At 65.6% G+C, this 17729-nt stretch carries 15 protein-coding genes; 10 read left to right on the plus strand and 5 right to left on the minus strand.

Annotated elements, in window-relative coordinates:
• Positions 1–246: 246 nt before the first annotated feature.
• Entirely contained in the window at positions 247–867 is a 621-nt protein-coding gene (locus tag BJA_RS31605; RefSeq protein WP_038966768.1) for a TetR/AcrR family transcriptional regulator, read from the plus strand.
• Here the strand turns inward: BJA_RS31605 and hutU are convergent, their stop codons facing one another.
• Genes hutU through hutI form a run of 3 tightly spaced genes read right to left on the minus strand, consistent with a single transcriptional unit; the run spans position 868 to position 5322 of the window.
• Positions 868–2538, minus strand: coding sequence for a urocanate hydratase (hutU, locus tag BJA_RS31610; RefSeq protein WP_011088981.1), 1671 nt, complete (start codon positions 2536–2538; stop codon positions 868–870).
• 13 nt (positions 2539–2551) lie between these two features.
• On the minus strand, positions 2552–4111 hold the full coding sequence (gene hutH, locus BJA_RS31615) for a histidine ammonia-lyase (RefSeq protein WP_011088982.1): 1560 nt from the start codon (positions 4109–4111) through the stop codon (positions 2552–2554).
• Positions 4108–5322: an imidazolonepropionase gene (gene hutI, locus BJA_RS31620; RefSeq protein ID WP_011088983.1), complete on the minus strand. Its 1215-nt coding sequence runs from the start codon at positions 5320–5322 to the stop codon at positions 4108–4110. Before hutI ends, hutH begins: the two co-directional genes overlap by 4 nt.
• 99 nt (positions 5323–5421) lie before the next feature.
• Between hutI and BJA_RS31625 the strand changes: the two genes are divergently transcribed.
• From BJA_RS31625 to BJA_RS31660, 8 genes are all read left to right on the plus strand, one after another.
• Entirely contained in the window at positions 5422–6780 is a 1359-nt protein-coding gene (locus BJA_RS31625) for a formimidoylglutamate deiminase (RefSeq protein ID WP_011088984.1), read from the plus strand.
• On the plus strand, positions 6777–7505 hold the full coding sequence (gene hutC, locus BJA_RS31630) for a histidine utilization repressor (protein ID WP_011088985.1): 729 nt from the start codon (positions 6777–6779) through the stop codon (positions 7503–7505). The genes BJA_RS31625 and hutC overlap by 4 nt, the downstream gene beginning before the upstream one ends.
• A gap of 110 nt (positions 7506–7615) precedes the next feature.
• Positions 7616–8560, plus strand: coding sequence for an ABC transporter substrate-binding protein (locus BJA_RS31635; RefSeq protein WP_011088986.1), 945 nt, complete (start codon positions 7616–7618; stop codon positions 8558–8560).
• A 71-nt stretch (positions 8561–8631) separates the two neighbouring features.
• Positions 8632–9405: an ABC transporter permease gene (locus BJA_RS31640; protein ID WP_011088987.1), complete on the plus strand. Its 774-nt coding sequence runs from the start codon at positions 8632–8634 to the stop codon at positions 9403–9405.
• Positions 9402–10187: an ABC transporter ATP-binding protein gene (locus BJA_RS31645; protein WP_038966753.1), complete on the plus strand. Its 786-nt coding sequence runs from the start codon at positions 9402–9404 to the stop codon at positions 10185–10187. The genes BJA_RS31640 and BJA_RS31645 overlap by 4 nt, the downstream gene beginning before the upstream one ends.
• Complete coding sequence (locus BJA_RS31650) at positions 10180–11412, plus strand: Zn-dependent hydrolase (RefSeq protein ID WP_011088989.1); 1233 nt, start codon at positions 10180–10182, stop codon at positions 11410–11412. The genes BJA_RS31645 and BJA_RS31650 overlap by 8 nt, the downstream gene beginning before the upstream one ends.
• Before the next feature lie 15 nt (positions 11413–11427).
• Complete coding sequence (locus BJA_RS31655; protein WP_011088990.1) at positions 11428–12141, plus strand: phosphoribosyltransferase; 714 nt, start codon at positions 11428–11430, stop codon at positions 12139–12141.
• 146 nt (positions 12142–12287) lie between these two features.
• Entirely contained in the window at positions 12288–13214 is a 927-nt protein-coding gene (locus BJA_RS31660; protein WP_011088991.1) for a catalase family peroxidase, read from the plus strand.
• A gap of 19 nt (positions 13215–13233) precedes the next feature.
• On the opposite strand, the gene BJA_RS31665 is transcribed toward BJA_RS31660, so the two are convergent.
• Complete coding sequence (locus tag BJA_RS31665; RefSeq protein WP_028174327.1) at positions 13234–14166, minus strand: helix-turn-helix domain-containing protein; 933 nt, start codon at positions 14164–14166, stop codon at positions 13234–13236.
• 1385 nt (positions 14167–15551) lie between these two features.
• Here BJA_RS31665 and BJA_RS31670 point away from each other — a divergent pair.
• Positions 15552–16712: an MFS transporter gene (locus tag BJA_RS31670; protein ID WP_038966754.1), complete on the plus strand. Its 1161-nt coding sequence runs from the start codon at positions 15552–15554 to the stop codon at positions 16710–16712.
• Between the two features lie 2 nt (positions 16713–16714).
• Here the strand turns inward: BJA_RS31670 and BJA_RS31675 are convergent, their stop codons facing one another.
• Complete coding sequence (locus tag BJA_RS31675; protein ID WP_011088994.1) at positions 16715–17704, minus strand: Bug family tripartite tricarboxylate transporter substrate binding protein; 990 nt, start codon at positions 17702–17704, stop codon at positions 16715–16717.
• Positions 17705–17729: the final 25 nt, after the last annotated feature.

Raw genomic sequence — 17729 nt, forward strand, 5'->3', positions numbered from 1 at the left:
CTCGATATCCGTCGGCTCATCAGCCGGGATGCCAGATTTGTAACCATCTGGTCTCAAAATCCTGACATGCCTCCGGGGAACGGTCAACAGGAAATGACCATTTGGTCACAAATGCACCTTGGGCTATGAAGGCAACAAGACGTGCGATTCAGCGACGAAATGGCCCGAAAAGCGCAGAAACCAGCGAAGCGACCGGTCCGACGACGGCCCGAGACAGGCAGCAAGACCGCGCCAAAGCGCCGCAACATGCGCGCGGCCGACCGCGAGCGCGCGATCGTGGACGAGGCGATCCGCTTCTTCGCGGAGCACGGCTTCGAGGGACAAACCCGCGAACTGGCAAAACGCCTGGGCATCACCCATTCGGCAATCTATCGCCACTTCCCGAGCAAGGAAGCGCTGATCGAGCGGGTGTACCAGGAGGTCTATCTCAGCCGCTGGTCGCCCGACTGGGGGCCGATGATCCAAGACCGCTCGCTGTCGCTGGAGGCGCGGCTGACGCGCTTCTATCTCGACTATGTCGAACGCGTGTTCGAGTACAATTGGGTGCGGATCTTCGTCTTCTCCGGCATGAAGTCGTTCGGCATCACCGGCCGCTATCTCGACATTGTCCGCCGCGAGATCATCGAGCCCGCGGCCGCCGAGCTGCGTCACGATCTCAAGCTGCCCGATGCGAAGTCCCGCCCACTGAGTGAGCGCGAGACCGAGCTGTTCTGGGGCCTGCACGGCCGCATCTTCTATCTCGCCATCCGCAAATTCATCTACGAAACGCCGATCCCGCCCGATCTCGACGCAATCGTCCGCGACGCCGTCCAGACCTTCATGGACGGCGCGAAGACGACGATGCCAAAGCTGCTGATGAGCGGCTAGCTACTTCGAAAGGCTCGGCAGATCGAGCCCCTTGTCACGGGCGCAGTCGATCGCGATGTCGTAGCCCGCGTCGGCATGGCGCATGACGCCGGTGGCCGGATCGTTCCAGAGCACGCGCGCGATGCGCTTTGCAGCTTCCGGCGTGCCATCAGCGACGATCACCATGCCGGCATGCTGCGAATAGCCGATGCCGACGCCGCCGCCATGATGCAGCGACACCCAGGTCGCGCCGCTGGCGCAATTGAGCAGCGCGTTGAGCAGCGGCCAGTCGGACACCGCGTCCGATCCGTCCTTCATGGCTTCGGTCTCGCGGTTCGGGCTTGCCACCGAGCCGCTGTCGAGATGGTCGCGGCCGATCACGACCGGCGCCTTGAGCTCACCGCGCGCCACCATCTCGTTGAAGGCAAGGCCGAGCCGGTGACGATCGCCGAGGCCGACCCAGCAGATGCGCGCCGGCAGCCCCTGGAACTTGATGCGTTCCCTGGCCATGTCGAGCCAATTGTGCAGATGCTTGTCATCAGGCATCAGCTCCTTGACCTTGGCGTCGGTCTTGAAGATGTCCTCGGGATCGCCCGACAGCGCAGCCCAGCGGAACGGCCCGACGCCGCGGCAGAACAGAGGGCGGATATAGGCAGGGACGAAGCCGGGGAAATCGAAGGCGTTCTTCAGGCCCATGTCCTGCGCCATCTGGCGGATGTTGTTGCCGTAGTCGAGCGTCGGAATCCCTTGCGCGTGGAAATCCAGCATGGCCTGGACATGCTCGACCATCGAGGTCTTCGAGGCGCGCTCGACGGCCTTCGGATCGGACGCGCGCTTGGCTTCCCAGTCGGCGAGCGTCCAGCCTTTGGGGAGATAGCCGTTGATCGGGTCATGGGCGCTGGTCTGGTCGGTGACGATGTCCGGCTTGACGCCGCGACGCACCAGCTCCGGAAAAATCTCCGCGGCATTGCCGAGCAGGCCGACTGAGATTGCCTTCTTCGTCTTTGCGGACTCTTCCATGATCGCGAGCGCCTCGTCGAGCGTCGCGGCCTGCCGATCGAGATAGCCGGTGCGCAACCGCATCTCGATGCGGCTCGGCTGGCATTCAACTGCGAGCATCGAGGCTCCCGCCATGGTCGCGGCCAGCGGCTGCGCGCCACCCATGCCGCCAAGGCCGGCGGTGAGAATCCATTTGCCGGCAAGGCTGCCGCCATAATGGCGACGACCGACCTCGACGAAGGTCTCGTAGGTGCCCTGCACGATGCCCTGGCTGCCGATATAGATCCAGGAGCCGGCCGTCATCTGGCCGTACATCATCAGGCCCTTGCGATCGAGCTCGTTGAAATGGTCGAGCGTCGCCCAATGCGGCACGATGTTGGAGTTCGCGATCAGCACGCGAGGAGCATCGGCGTGGGTGCGGAAGACACCGACCGGCTTGCCGGACTGGATCAGCAGCGTCTCGTCGTCTTCGAGCTTGCGCAACGCCGCCGTAATCCGGTCAAAGCTCTCCCAGTCGCGCGCGGCACGGCCGATCCCGCCATAGACGACGAGCTCGCTCGGGCGCTCCGCGACATCAGGATCGAGATTGTTCATCAGCATGCGCAAGGGAGCCTCCGTCAGCCAGCTCTTGGCGCTGATGTCGCGGCCGCGGGGCGCGCGGATGGTGCGGTCGTTGTCCAGTCGGCGGTTCATGCGGAACACCTCTTCAGGCAAGTCTCGGAAATGGATCAGATGGGAGCACGCCGATCGCAGCCGCCGGCAGCGCATCGGCCTCGACGAGCGCGGCTGCCTTGGCGAGATCGCCGGCCATGTAGCGGTCGGCACCGAGCGCGGGCACCTGTTCGCGGAGCGCGGCGATGACGGCGACGAGCGGCGCGCTGGTCGCATGCGGCGCGCGCAGCGTAATGCCTTGCGCGGCGACCAGAAGCTCGATGCCGAGGATGGCGGCGAGATTGTCCGCCATATCGGCGAGGCGCCGCGCCGCATGCGCCGCCATCGACACATGGTCTTCCTGATTGGCGCTGGTCGGCGTCGAATCGATCGAGCAGGCAGCCGCACGCTGCTTGTTCTCGGCATAGAGCGCGGCCGCCGTCACTTCGGCGATCATGAAGCCGGAATTGACGCCGGGATCGGGCGTGAGGAACGGCGGCAGACCGAAATTCAGCGCGGGATCGACCAGCGTCGCGATGCGCCGCTCGCTGATCGCGCCGATCTCCGACAGCGCGAGCGCGATCGTATCGGCCGCAAACGCCACGGGCTCGGCGTGGAAATTGCCGCCGGAGACGATCTCGCCGGTCTCGACCAGGACGAGCGGGTTGTCGGTGACGGCATTGGCCTCGACGATCAGGGCTCGCGCAGTCTGCGTGATCAGATCGAGCGCGGCCCCTGCGACCTGCGGCTGGCAGCGCAGGCAATAGGGATCCTGCACGCGTTCGTCGCCTTCGAGATGCGACAGGCGGATGTCGCTGCCGTCGAGCAGCGCGGTCAGCGTCGCAGCCGCGGCGATCTGCCCGGCATGGCCGCGCAGCGCCTGGATTTCAGGGCGGAACGGCGCTGTGGAGGCCATCGCCGCATCGACCGACAGCGCGCCGGTGACGAGCGCGGCACGGGCCAGATGAAACCCACGCAGCACGCCGGAAATGGCATAGGCGGTCGAAAACTGCGTGCCGTTGATCAGCGCGAGCCCCTCCTTGGGCCCGAGGGTCAGCGGCGCAAGCCCGGCGGCAGCGAGTGCCTCGCCGCCGGACACGGTCTTGCCGTCGACAATCGCCTGTCCCTCGCCGATCATGACGGCGGTCATGTGCGCGAGCGGCGCGAGGTCACCGGAGGCGCCGACCGAGCCCTGCTGCGGAACCAGCGGACAGACGCGCCGCGCCAGCATTCCCTGCAACTGCTCGATCACCTCGCGGCGTACGCCAGATGCGCCGCGCCCCAGCGAGATGATCTTCAGCGCCATCATCAGCCGCACGATCGGCTCCGGCGTCGCCGGACCGACACCGCAGCAATGCGAGACGATGAGGTTGCGCTGGAGCAGCGCGGTCTGGTCAGGCGGGATGCGCTTCGAGGCGAGCTTTCCGAAGCCGGTATTGATGCCGTAGACGGGGGTGTCCGCTTGCGCCGCCTTGGCGACGATCGCCGCGGCTGCTTCGACACGCGGCCAGAACGACGGATCGAGCACGACGGGCTGTCCCGCAAGCACGCGCGCGAGATCGTCGAGGCTGACCGTTCCCGGTTTGACGACGATCGCCGCGTCCTGCTCCGTCATTGCCCCCTCCAAACCCGGCGGTGCAGCGGATTGAAGCCGATGCGGTAAACGAGCTCGGCGGGCCGCTCGATGTCCCAGATCGCGAGATCGCACCATTTGCCGGCCTCTAACGTCCCGGTTTCATCGAGCACGCCAAGCGCGTGCGCGCCTTCGCGGGTGACGCCGGCGAGGCATTCGGCCACTGTCATCCGGAACAGCGTCGCGCCCATGTTCATCGCCAGCAGCAGCGAGGTCAGCGGCGAGCTACCGGGATTGCAGTCCGACGCCAGCGCCATGTGGACGCCGTGCTTGCGGAACGACTCGACCGGCGGCTTCTGCGTCTCGCGGATGAAATAGAAGGCGCCCGGCAACAGCACAGCCACCGTTCCCGCCTTCGCCATCGCGGCCGCACCTGCTTCATCGGTATGCTCGAGATGATCGGCCGACAGTGCGGAGAATTTGGCAGCGAGCGCGGCACCGCCGAGGTTCGACAATTGGTCGGCATGAAGCTTCACCGGCAGCCCGAGTCCCCTCGCCGTCTCGAACACCCGCGCGGTCTGCCCGGCGGAAAACGCGATGCCCTCCATGAAGGTGTCGACGGCATCGGCAAGACCAGCCTTGGCAACCGCGGGCAGCATCTCCTTGCACACGAGATCGATATAGCGATCCTTGTCACCATCCGCCTCGGGCGGCAGCGCATGGGCGCCGAGGAAGGACGTGCGGATCGCAACCGGCCGCTGGCGGCCGAGGCTGCGCGCAGCTGCGAGCTGACGCATCTCGGTCTCGGCATCGAGGCCGTAGCCGGACTTGATCTCGACCGTGGTGGCGCCCTCGCCGATCAGCGCGTCGAGCCGCGGCAGCGCGCTTGCGACGAGCTCGGCCTCGCTCGCCTTGCGCGTCGCGGCCACCGTCGAGACGATGCCGCCGCCGGCGCGCGCGATCTCCTCATAGCTTGCCCCCTTCAGCCGCAGCTCGAACTCGTGCGCACGGTTGCCGCCATAGACCAGATGAGTGTGGCAGTCGACGAGGCCCGGCGTGATCCAGCGCCCCGCGCAATCGATCCGCTTGATGGCATCTGCGTCCGCCGGAAAGTCCGCCGCCGCACCCGCATAGACGATGTGGCCGCCGCGCGCGGCAATCAGGCCGTGCTCGATTTCGCCGAGATCGGGGCGATCGGCCCGCATCGTGGCGAGGCGGGCATTGTGCCAGATCCGGTCGAAGCGCTCTGCCATGCAACTGTCCCTTCGCGGATGTCCCTGCGCCCTGGGATGCTTGACTTATATGTCTAGACATATAATCGTAAGGCGGTTCTGTCCAGCCGGCGTGTAATCATGACCCGACTGCATTTCGCCTCCGCGCTCCTGCCCTCGGGCTGGGCCAATGACGTGCAGGTGGTGATCACCGCCGGCGCGATCGCGGCGGTGACGCCGGGCGTGTCGCCGCCCGCCGGCGACGAGCGCCACGACATCGCGCTTCCGGGGCTGGCGAGCCTGCACAGCCACGCCTTCCAGCGCGGCATGGCGGGACTTGCGGAACAGCGCGGCGACTCGACCGACACGTTCTGGACCTGGCGCGAGACGATGTACCGCTTCGCGCTGGCGATGACGCCGGACGATGTCGCGGCCGTCGCAACGCTGCTTTATGTCGAGATGCTGGAGCAGGGTTTTACCCGCGTCGGCGAATTCCACTATTTGCATCACGATCGCGACGGCTCGCCCTACGCCGACCTCGCCGAAATGGCCACGCGCATTGCGCAGGCTGCCGAAGCGTCGGGTATTGCGCTGACGCTGCTGCCGAGTTTTTATGCGCATGGCTCTTTTGGGGGCGCAGCACCACATGCCGGCCAACGCCGCTTCATCTGCTCGGTCGATCGGTTTGCGGCGCTGATGGCTGCCTCGCGCAAAGCGATCGCAACATTGCCAGGGGCCAATATCGGCATCGCGCCGCACAGCTTGCGCGCGGTGGCACCGGACGAGTTCGCGGCGATCATTCCGCTCGCCGACGGCGGCCCTGTGCACATTCATGCCGCAGAGCAGGTGAAGGAAGTCGAGGATTGCCTGGCCTGGTCGAGCCGGCGCCCTGTGCAATGGCTGCTGGAGCACGCACCGGTCGATCAACGCTGGTGCCTCATCCACGCAACCCACACGACGAACGAGGAGGTCACCGCGCTCGCCAGGACAGGCGCGGTTGCCGGCCTCTGCCCCATCACCGAAGCGAGCCTCGGCGACGGCATTTTTCCAGCCCGCGAATTCCTCGACGCCGGCGGCCGGTTCGGCGTCGGCACCGATTCGAATGTGCTGGTCGGTGCCGCCGACGAGCTGCGCCAGCTCGAATATGGCCAGCGGCTGAAGCATCGCCAGCGCAATGTGCTCTCCGGCGGCGCTGGCGCCTCGACCGGACGCACGCTGTTCGATCAAGCCCTCGCCGGCGGCTCGCGGGCACTTGCGCAGCCGACTGCCGGCCTCACGCCGGGGGCACGCGCCGACATCGTCACGCTCGATGCCGCGCATCCGTCGCTCGCGGGACGTCAGGGCGATGCGGCCATCGACGGCTGGATCTTTGCGGCAGGCGGCGGCGCGATCGATTGCGTCTGGGCCGGCGGCGACAAGGTCGTCGAGGGCGGACGGCACCGGCTGCGCCAGGCAGCGCGCGAGCGCTTCAACGCATCGGTACGGAGGCTCCTCGCATGAGCCTCGCTACTGATGGCGCCGACCAGCCGACGCTCTACAAGCGGATCCGCGCCGACATCGAGAATCGCATCCTGACCGGCGAGTGGCCGCCGGGTCATCGCATTCCGTTCGAGCACGAACTGGTGGCGCGCTACGGCTGCTCGCGCATGACCGTGAACAAGGCGCTGTCGGAACTCGCGCAGGCCGACTTGATCGAGCGGCGGCGCCGCGCCGGATCGTTCGTCCGCCGGCCGCAGCATCAGTCCGCGGTGCTCAAGATCGCCGACATCCGCGCCGAGATCACCGCACTCGGCCGCGCTTACGGCTACGAGCTGATCCATCGCAAGCTGCGAATAGCGACCGCCGCCGACCGCGACCGTCTTGGCGTGAAGAAGGCCGGCAAGGTGGTCGCGATCGCCTGCCGCCATAGCGCCGACAACGTGCCGTTTGCCGCCGAGGACAGGCTGATCGACCTCTCGTCCGTGCCGGATGCCGCGACCGCGGACTTCTCGCGCGAACCGCCCGGCTCGTGGCTGCTTCACCATGTCCCATGGACGGAGGCCGAGCATACGATCAGCGCCATCGTTGCGGACGATCGCGCGGCGCAAGCGCTCGACATCGCCGTCGGCGCGCCCTGCCTCGTGATCGACCGCTACACCTGGCGCAGTACGCGCACGATCACCGCCGTGCGGCTGCTCTATCCCGGTGACTCCCACCGCCTTGTCGCCCGATTCAAGGGAGGCTGAGAGACCAATGTCGGCACAATTCGTGCAACGCTTCGGGCAAAGGTCCGCATGGACCGACACGAACAGATCAACAGGACGTCAATCCATCGATCGGCAAGAGGACGACAATCATGCGTAGTTCAAAGGTATTCGCGACAATCATTGCCCTGGCGGCCTCCACTCCGGTGCTCGCCGACGACGTCAAGGTCGGCGTCGGCATCTCCGGGTGGACCGGCTTCGCGCCGCTGACGCTGGCGAAGGAAGCCGGCATCTTCAAGAAGAACGGCCTCGACGTCACGATCAAGAAGATCCCGCAGAAGGACCGCCATCTTGCGATTGCTTCCGGCGACATCCAGTGCGCGGCAACCACGGTCGAGACCTGGATCTCCTGGAACGCCAACGGCGTCGCCACCAAGCAGATCTTCCAGCTCGACAAGAGCTATGGCGCCGACGGCATGGCCGTGCGCAACGACATCGCCGCGATCAAGGATCTGAAGGGCAAGACGGTTGCGGCCTCCGCGCCGGGCACCTCGCCGTATTTTGCGCTGGCCTGGATGCTCAAGAAGAACGGCCTCACCACGAAGGACGTGACCGTGGTGAATCTCGAGCCCGCCGCGGCCGCGCAGGCCTTCGTCTCCGGCCAGAACGACGCCGCCATGACCTACGAGCCGTATCTGTCGACCGTGCGCGCCGCGCCCGACAAGGGCAAGATCATCGCCACCACGCTGGATTATCCGATCGTGATGGACACGTTTGGCTGCACGCCGAAATTCCTGAGCGAGAATCCGAAGGCGGCGCAGGCGCTCGCCAACAGCTATTTCGAGGCGCTCGACTTGATCGCCAAGGACCAGGCCAAGGCCTATGAGATCATGGGCGCGGACGTGAAGCAGACCGGCGAGCAGTTCGGCAACTCGGCGAAATATCTGCGCTGGCAGGACAAGGCCGCGAACCAGAAGTTCTTCGCGGGCGATTTCCTGACCTTCAACAAGGACGCCGCCGAGCTCCTGCTCGAGATCGGCATCATCAAGGCCGCGCCGAAGGTCGAGGACCTCTACGACGCGAGCTTCATCAAGTAGACTTCTGCAAGCTGCCGGTTCCGCCAGGAGGCGGAGCCGGCGCGTGATCGATTATTCGGATAGACAGTTTGATGCGTCCCCTGGATCCCGTGACATCGAGGCAGCGTGTGGCCTTTGGCCTCGCTTTCTTCGTGCTGTTCGTTGCCCTCTGGTCCTGGGCGACCTTCGGCGGCCATGTGTCGAAGACCTTCCTCGCCAACCCGCTGACCATGGTGCAGGAAGGTTTTGACCTGCTGACGAAGCAAGGCTTCATGTTCGACATCGGCATGACGATCTGGCGCGTCGTCGGCGGCTTCGCGCTCGCCGCGATCATCGCGGTGCCGTTCGGCGTGCTGATGGGTGCCTACAAGCCGGTCGAGGCCTTTCTCGAACCGTTCGTCTCCTTTGCACGCTACCTGCCCGCCTCCGCCTTCATCCCGCTCTTGATCCTGTGGGCCGGCATCGGCGAGCTGCAAAAGCTGCTCGTCATCTTCATCGGCTCGGTGTTCCAGGTCATCCTGATGGTGGCGGTGACCGTCGGCGCGACGCGGCGCGATCTGGTCGAGGCGGCCTATACGCTCGGGGCCAGCGACCGCGGCATCATCCGCCGTGTGCTGCTGCCCTCCTCCGCGCCGGAGATCGCCGAGATCCTGCGGCTGGTGCTGGGCTGGGCCTGGACCTATGTCATCGTCGCCGAGCTGATCGGCTCGTCCTCCGGTATCGGCCATATGATCACCGACAGCCAGGCGCTGCTCAACACCGGCCAGATCATCTTCGGCATCATCGTGATCGGGCTGATCGGCCTCGTCTCCGACTTCCTGTTCAAGGCGTTCAACGCCTGGCTGTTTCCGTGGAAGCTCGCATGACGACGCTGAAGATCGAACAGGTCTCACGGACCTTCCCCGCGCGCCACGGAAATGCGCCGACCAGGGCGCTGGAGCCGACCGACCTCATCATCGGCAACAACGACTTCGTCACCATCCTCGGCCCCTCCGGCTGCGGCAAGTCCACGCTGCTTCGTATCGTCGCCGGCCTCGACCGCCCGACCGGCGGGCGCGTCACGCTCGACGGGCGCGAGGTGACGGGCCCGGGGGCGGATCGCGGCATGGTGTTCCAGTCCTACACGCTGTTTCCCTGGCTGACCGTGCGCGAGAACATCGCCTTCGGCCTGCGCGAGCGCGGCGTGTCGCAGGACGAACGGTACAAGATCGCCGACGCCTTCATCCGCCAGGTCGGATTGTCCGGCTTCGAGAACCATTGGCCCAAGCAGCTCTCCGGCGGCATGCAGCAGCGCACGGCAATCGCCCGCGCGCTTGCCAATGATCCAAAGATTCTGCTGCTCGACGAGCCCTTCGGCGCGCTCGACAACCAGACTCGCGCCTTGATGCAGGAAATGCTGCTCGGGATCTGGGAGCGCGACCAGAAGACCGTGCTGTTCGTGACCCACGACATCGAGGAGGCGATCTTCCTCGGCAGCCGCGTCATCGTCATGAGCGCACGCCCCGGCCGCATCAAGGCCGAGATTGCCATAGACCTGCCGCATCCGCGTTCCTACAAGATCAAGACCACGCCGGAATTCGTCCAGCTCAAGGAACGGCTGGTCGAGGAAATCCGCACCGAGGCGTTGAAGGTTGCCGAACATGCCTGACAATGGTCCTTCCTTCGACGGCGCACGCGTTCTCGCCGACCTCAATGCGCTGCGCGCCATCGGCGCCTACAAGACCGGCGTGCACAAGCCGACCTTCTCCGAACCGCACAAGCAATCGCTGGAATGGCTGGTTCAGAAGCTGCCCGACGCGTCTCTCTCCGCCGCGGTCGACGGCATCGGCAATGTGTTCGGGACGAGCACCAAGCCCGGCCCAAAGCTTCTGGCGGGCTCGCACCTGGAAAGCCAGAACTACGCCGGCTGGCTCGATGGTCCGCTCGGTGTCGTCTACGCGCTCGAAGCCGCGCGGGTGCTCAATGCCGATCCGTCCGTGAACGGCGCGGTCGAAGTCGCCGCCTGGTGCGACGAGGAAGGACACTTTGGCAGCTTCCTCGGCTCGCGCTCCTATGTGGGGCAAGTGACCGAGGCGGACATCGACTCCGCGCGCGACCGCACCAACGGGCGGCCCATGCGCGACGCGCTCGCCGACATGGGGCTCGCGGGACGCTCGCGCATCACCGCCGAGAAGGGGCGGCACGTCGGATATCTGGAGGCGCATATCGAGCAGGGCGATACGCTCGAGAGCGGACAGCTCGCGGTCGGCGTCGTGACCTCGATCGTCGGCATCTGGCAATACCGGATCAACTTTGTCGGCGAGCAGAACCACGCCGGTACCACCCGCATGGCTGCGCGCAAGGACGCCGGCCTTGCGCTGGCCAAATTCTGCGTCGCGATCGACGAGCGCTTCCCGGCCGCGTGCGGTCCGCGCACGGTCTGGACCACGGGCCGCATCACGCTCGATCCGGGCGCGCCGAGCATCATTCCGGGTGGCGCCGAAATGCTGTTCCAGATCCGCGACGACAACCCGGCGGTCATCGCGCGCCTGGAGGAATTGCTGAAGGCCATGTCGGACGAGGTCAACGCCAGCGGCCCCTGCAGCGTCACCGTGGAGAAGATTCGCACCGGTGCTCCCGCCTTGATGGACTCCGGCTTTCAGGACGCGATCGATGCCGCGAGCAAGGCTGTCGCCGGCGGACGATCCATCCGCATGCCCAGCGGCGCCGGCCACGACGCGCAGATGCTTGCGACCATCATGCCCGCGGGGATGCTGTTCGTGCCGTCGATCGGCGGCATCAGCCATCACTGGACCGAGAACACCGCGGACGCCGACATCGTCACGGGCGCGCAGGTCTTCGTCGACGCCTGCCGGCGAATCCTCGGTGGTTAGGCCTCTGATGCCGGCATGAGCGCAAGCGAGACTTATACCGAGGCGACGACCGGCTACTGGCAGGAGCTGACGCCGGAGGTTCCCTTGCGTTGCCCGGCTACGCCACCTTATCGCTTGGGCTATCCCGCGACACTCCCCTGCGGCCGTATCCTGGTTCTGCCGCTGCGCCAACTGCCCGATGGCGACCGCGCCGTCGCATCGCTGATCGCCAATCAGGCCTCACACCTCGTCGTCGCCGCGCTGGCCGACCATATGGCGACGCAGGCGCGCGCGCTCGATGCCGAGATCATCGTCGGGCTCCCGACCCTTGGTCTTGCCTTCGCATCGCTGGTCGCCGAACGGCTGGGACAGACGCGCTATGTCCCGCTCGGCTATTCCCGTAAATTCTGGTACGACGACGCGTTCTCTGAGCCCGTCAGTTCGATCACCAGCCCCGACGCCGGGAAAAAGCTGCGCCTCGATCCGAACCTGCTGCCCCTGCTCGAAGGCCGCCGGGTCGTGCTGGTCGACGATGCGATCTCGACCGGCGCGACTGCGCTCGCGGCGGTGCGGCTTTTGCAGACGATCGGCGTCGAAATTGCCGGCATGGTCGTTGCGATGAAGCAAACCAATCGCTGGCATGCCTCGACCACGGCCCTTCCGGTTCGCGCAGTCTTCGGGTGCCCGCTCTTCCAACGTGGCGACGGCGGCTGGATACCGCTGGCGGAGACGCAACCCAACATTCCCTGATGGGTCAGGCGATTGCGAGCATCGGCTATGTTGGCCGGCCCGAGGCACCTGTCTTGAGCAGGATTGGGCAAAACCCGACCGCTTTGGGAAAGATCGCGGGTCCGTATCGCGGCTAGAATCTGGCTCGCACACGCGAGAGATCCGCCATGGCCGAGAGCCCGAACGATGCCGCAACGCCCGCCTCCATCGTCGACGCCCTGAAGGCCGTCGCGGGCAATCCACCGAAGGTCCGCGCCAGCTTCGCCAAGGGCTGGTGCGTTCGAGGTACCTACACCCCGTCGGACCGCGCGGAGGAGATTACGCGGTCGCAGAGCTTCACAAGGCCATCGCGCGTGCTGGCGCGCTTCTCGGTCGGCGGCGGCAATCCCAACGTCGCGGATACCAACAATCTGGTGCTGCGTGGCTTCAGCTTCAAGCTTGGCGACGACGATCATCGCTCGGATATTCTGGTGGAGAGCGCGCCGGTGCATTTTGCACGAACGCTCGACCAGATGCTGGCCTTTCTCAAGGCGCGTATCCCGGGACCCGATGGCAAGCCGGACATGGCGAAAGTGAAAGCGTTCTCGGCGGCCAATCCCGAGACGCTGAACCAGGCGAATTACATCGCCGCGCGTGCGTTGCCCGGAAGCTTTGCCGGCACGACCTATTGGGGCGTCCATGCCTTTCCGGCAACAAACGAACAAGGCGAGACCCGCTTCATCAAGTTCAAGGTCGTCCCGGCCCGCGGCGAGATCACGCTGAGCGAGGACGAAGCCAGGACGAAGCCGGCCGACTTCCTGCACGACGACCTCGGCACGCGGATCGCTGCGGGCAATGTCCGCTTCAACGTCATGGCGCTGCTCGACCGCCCCGGCGACCCCACCATGGATGTCACCATACGCTGGCCCGACGAGGATCAACGCGACGAGGTGCGCCTGGGCACGATCGTGATCACGGGCTTCGAGCCGGATCAGGCCTGCGACGTCACCATCTTCAATCCGGCCAATCTCGCCGAGGGCATCGGTCACCCGCCGGACGAGATCTTTGCAGCGCGGCGCGCCGCCTACATGATCTCGCTCGCGAAGCGCCGCTGAGGACGGAAGGCGTCCGGATTCAAGTCTCGCCGTTCGATGCACCGAGCATCTCGCGGCGCCATGCTGCCGGGCTGACGCCGACGATCGAGGAGAACACGCGCGTGAAGTGACTCTGGTTGGCAAACCCGGCCGAGATCGCGATCTCCGACAGCGGCAGGTCGCGGACGCTCATCAACTGCTTGGCGGCCTTCACGCGCTGCTGAAGCAGCCATTGGTGCGGCGGCACACCGACCGAGATTCGAAACGCGCGGGAGAAATGGCTGACCGAAAGGTCGAGCTCGGCCGCGATCCTCTGCAACGAGAGCTTGCCGCCGAGATCCGATTCGAGCCTCTCGCAGGCGCGTTTCGCCTGCCACGGCGCGAGACCGCCGCGCGCAAGCCCGGACGTGCGCTGGAGCCCGCCATAGGTCTGGGCGACATGGGCGGTCAGCCCGAGCATCATGTGATCGATGAAAAGCTGATTGGCCTCGTCCGGCCGGCGCAGGCCCTCCTGCAGCGACGCGCCGATGTGGCGGACGATTCGGTCGTCATGGCCAACGCCGATCTGACAGTCGAGCTCGTCAACCCGCGGCGCGTTGCACTGTTCGGCGATGCTGTCGAGCGCCGAACGTGGAATGTAGAAGAACAGGGAGTGGAACGGCTTGTCGATCACGTAGCGCGGATCGCACTTGAGGTCGTACAAATAGGTCGTACCCGCATGGACGTCCGCGGTCATGATGCATTTGCCGCGCTCCCAGAGCTCGCAATCCGGGTAGTCGTGCAGCTTCAGGCTGACGAGAAAGGCATCTTCGGCGGCGAGCGATCCGGACAGGCCGGGCACCGGGTTGTCATTCCGGGTTTCGGTCACCGCGAGCTCGGCGCTACGCAGCGAGCGCGTAACCAGCGAGGGCGGCGCATCCTTCAAACGCAGGAACTGCCCTAGCCTCTGTCCGTAGGCGCCTGCCTGTGTCATCGGGTCAGTCCTTCCGCGGGTCCAAGTGCAGGCCACAGCGCCCCGCAATTTGCGGAAGGTATTATCGGACATCCGCCGCAGGCTGTCCACGCGCGCGCGAGGCGAACAGCTCTCGCCCGACACTTTCACATCGGCGCAACAGGACGATTTGGCAGCAACTTCAATGCGGTTTTGACGTTCCATCCATCCGGAAGCTGATCACGCGTTTTCACAAATGCACGACAAAATGCCACGACGTCCCGTGCAGGTGTCGCAGCGCTGGAACGAGGTGCCGACACCGAACCTGAACTCCTGGACGTTGTCGTATTTGCCCATGGTCAGCGGAGTATCAGACTTGCCGGTCGTCATTGCGAGCGCAGCGAAGCAATCCAGAGTCTTTCCGCGGACACAGTTCTGGATCGCTTCGCTGCGCTCGCAATGACGGAGGATGAGGTATGGGCTGGTTCTCCAGATGATACTGTCATTCCCCGCGAAGGCGGGGAATCCAGTACGCCGCAGCTTCTCGGCTCCATCACAACCGCTTCTGGAATACTGGATCGCCCGCCTTCGCGGGCGAGGACAGCGAGCGTGTGGTCGCAGACACGCCTTCGCATTCTCGCGGCGTAATTCGCCCGAGCTTTGCTTGATCTCTCCACCCTCCCAATCAAGAGGGCGCAGGGAAGGCCGGGTGCCGGCTGGCACCCGCGGTCTGCTGCGCGAAAGCACACGCAGGGAAACCGCACAGCAGCATACAGGTGTAGCCAATCACTCGGCCTTCCCTGCGCAGTGGTTGGACGGCTTATGCCGTGCTCTCCCGGGAGCCGAGTTCGTTCTGGCCTCCCTCGCTCTCGCGAAAGTCGCCGGCGCCGCGCCGGTTGGCGCGACGGCCGCATTCGCAGGAGCTTGACCGTAGCAACGACGGCCAGGACCACACGGTTTTGCCGTACGCACGGCTCGCCATTTCGCCGCAGTTTTCCCAGCCCTGTCGACGAAGCCGGAAACTTACGGGCGAGACGAACCTGACAGCGCCGCTCATCCAGCACGAAGTCTTGGGCTCACGGAGAGCAATCCGCCCTGCCCTTAACTCTCGCGCCCGACGCTGCCGCGTCCACCGCAAGCCCGGCTCGCGAAACGTGACGACACAAGATCGCCCCTCAAGATCAAGCCGGGATGGGCGACACATACGTCATTTCCGAATTTCGGTAAAGTGGAATATATTTGCGAGGAGGGATTGACGAGGCGGCGAAACAGGGGCGGTGTCTTGCCTGACAGGCAATCCGCCGGCGCCGAGATGCTCCGCAACATCTGGGAACTGCTGCGACAAATCGGGCACATCAGGACATAAAGTCGCGGTAATCGTCGGGCTTGTCGACCGCGCCCTCCTTGCCTCTGCTTCCGGAGTTCTCATGCTTTCTGCCGACCGGCCGGCGACACGGCTTGCGACGCGACTTGCCTTCCTCGTCGCGGGCTTCGGCATCGCGTGCTGGGCGCCTCTGGTGCCATTTGCGAAAGCACGGCTCGGCGTCGACGACGGCGTTCTCGGACTGCTGCTGCTCAGCCTCGGCATCGGCTCGGTCGTCGCAATGCTTCTGACCGGAATCATGAGCGCGCGTTACGGCAGCAGGCCGATCATCATCGCCGGCGGACTCGGTCTGGCGCTGGTCCTGCCTCTGCTGGCCATCGCAAGCTCGCCGGCAACGCTGGCACTGGCGCTGCTCGCCTTCGGCGCCGCGCTCGGCTCCATCGACGTCGCCATGAACATCCATGCGGTGGAGGTGGAGCGCGCAGCGAAACGTCCGCTGATGTCCGGCTTCCACGCGCTGTTCAGCATCGGCGGCTTCGCCGGATCAGCGCTGATGACCGCGCTGCTCTCCCTGCAACTCGGCGCGCTCGCCTGCACGCTTATTTGCTCCGTCCTGATGCTGATTGCGATGCTTGTGACCTGGTCGCGCCTGCTTCGCTCAGTGCAGGTGCAGGACGGACCGCTGTTCGTGCTGCCGCACGGCTCCGTGCTTCTGCTCGCGCTGCTCGGCGCCATCACCTTCCTGGTCGAAGGCGCGATGCTCGATTGGGGCGCACTGCTCGTCATCGGCGCCGGCCTCGTCTCCGAGGCGCAAGGCGGGATCGGCTACATCGTGTTCTCGATCGCGATGACGATGGGGCGACTCGGCGGCGACGCCGTCGTTGCGCGCATCGGGGATCGCACCACCCTGTTCTGGGGGAGCATCATTGCGGTCGCGGGCTTTGCGGTGCTGCTCACGGCTCCGGTTGCGGCGGTCGCCATAGTCGGCTTCCTGCTCATCGGCCTCGGCGCCTCGAACCTCGTGCCGGTGCTGTTCCGCCGGGCAGCCCGGCAGACGGTGATGCCCACGGGGCTCGCCGTCGCGGCGATCACGACCGCGGGCTACGCCGGCATCCTCGTTGGTCCCGCCGGCGTCGGCTTCGTCGCACGACTTGGCGGATTGCCGACGGCGTTCTGGCTGCTGGCTGTGCTGATGGGACTGGTCACGCTGTCGGCGCGCATCGTCGCGACGGAGCAGCGCGAGGTATCACCTGCCGACGCGTGAGCTCATGACTTGCTCAATCCAATCGATCTGATCACGGGCGCCAGGCTTGCCGTTGTCGCATCGATAATGCGCTGGAATTTGTCCGGACTTGAATCGCTGTCCGGCTCCATGCCCTGGGCACGGTAGCTCGCCTGAAGCGCCGGATCGGCCATGGCGAGGCGCGTCGTCTGCGCGATCCGATCGATGATCGCATCATCGGTGAGTTTGGGAGCAAAGATGCCGAACCAGCCCTCATATCTGAGATCCGGCATGCCGGATTCGACGGCGGTCGGAATATCAGGTGCGCCGCTCAGCCGCCTTTCGGTCGTGACCGCAAGCAGCCGGATCTTTCCGGCCCGGCTCAGCTGCTGCAATTGAACCGACATGACGCCGATGACGAGCGAGATCTGGCCGCTGACGAGGTCGTTGGTCGCCTGCGCGATACCCCGATAGGGAACGTGGACAATGTCCAGTCCGCCCGCCTGCTGCTTGAACGATTCCCCGACGAGATGATTGCCGGTGGCGATCCCGGGCGTCCCGTAGGACAGCTTGCCCGGATTGGCCTTCGCGTAGGCGATCAGTTCGCGCAAATTTGCGGCAGGCACCGACGGATGGACGGCGAAAACCAGCGCACTGTTGATCAGGCGATAGATGGCCCGGAAATCGCCGACGGAATAACCGGGATTTGACGAGGTCAGGGGAATGATGACCTGCGTACTGCCATTGCCGAGCAGCAGCGAATAGCCGTCGGGCTCCTCGCGCGCGACCGCTGCGGTTCCGATCGCGCCACCGGCGCCGCCGATGTACTCGACGAAAGTCGGCCCGAGCAGCGCCGACATCTTGTCCACCCAGGGGCGCCCGATCTGATCGCCCGCTCCGCCGGCTCCATACGGAAGCACGAGGCGAATGGGACGAGACGGATAATCGGCGGTTTGCCCGCTGCGCGGGATGGCGGCGAGCGCCGCCGCGCCCGATAACGCATGAACGACCTGTCGCCGCGAGTAGGAGGGCATGTCTCAATTCCGGAAGCGGTAGTCA

Origin of the sequence: Bradyrhizobium diazoefficiens USDA 110, assembly GCF_000011365.1 — a bacterium.
Taxonomy (GTDB): Bacteria; Pseudomonadota; Alphaproteobacteria; order Rhizobiales; family Xanthobacteraceae; genus Bradyrhizobium; species Bradyrhizobium diazoefficiens.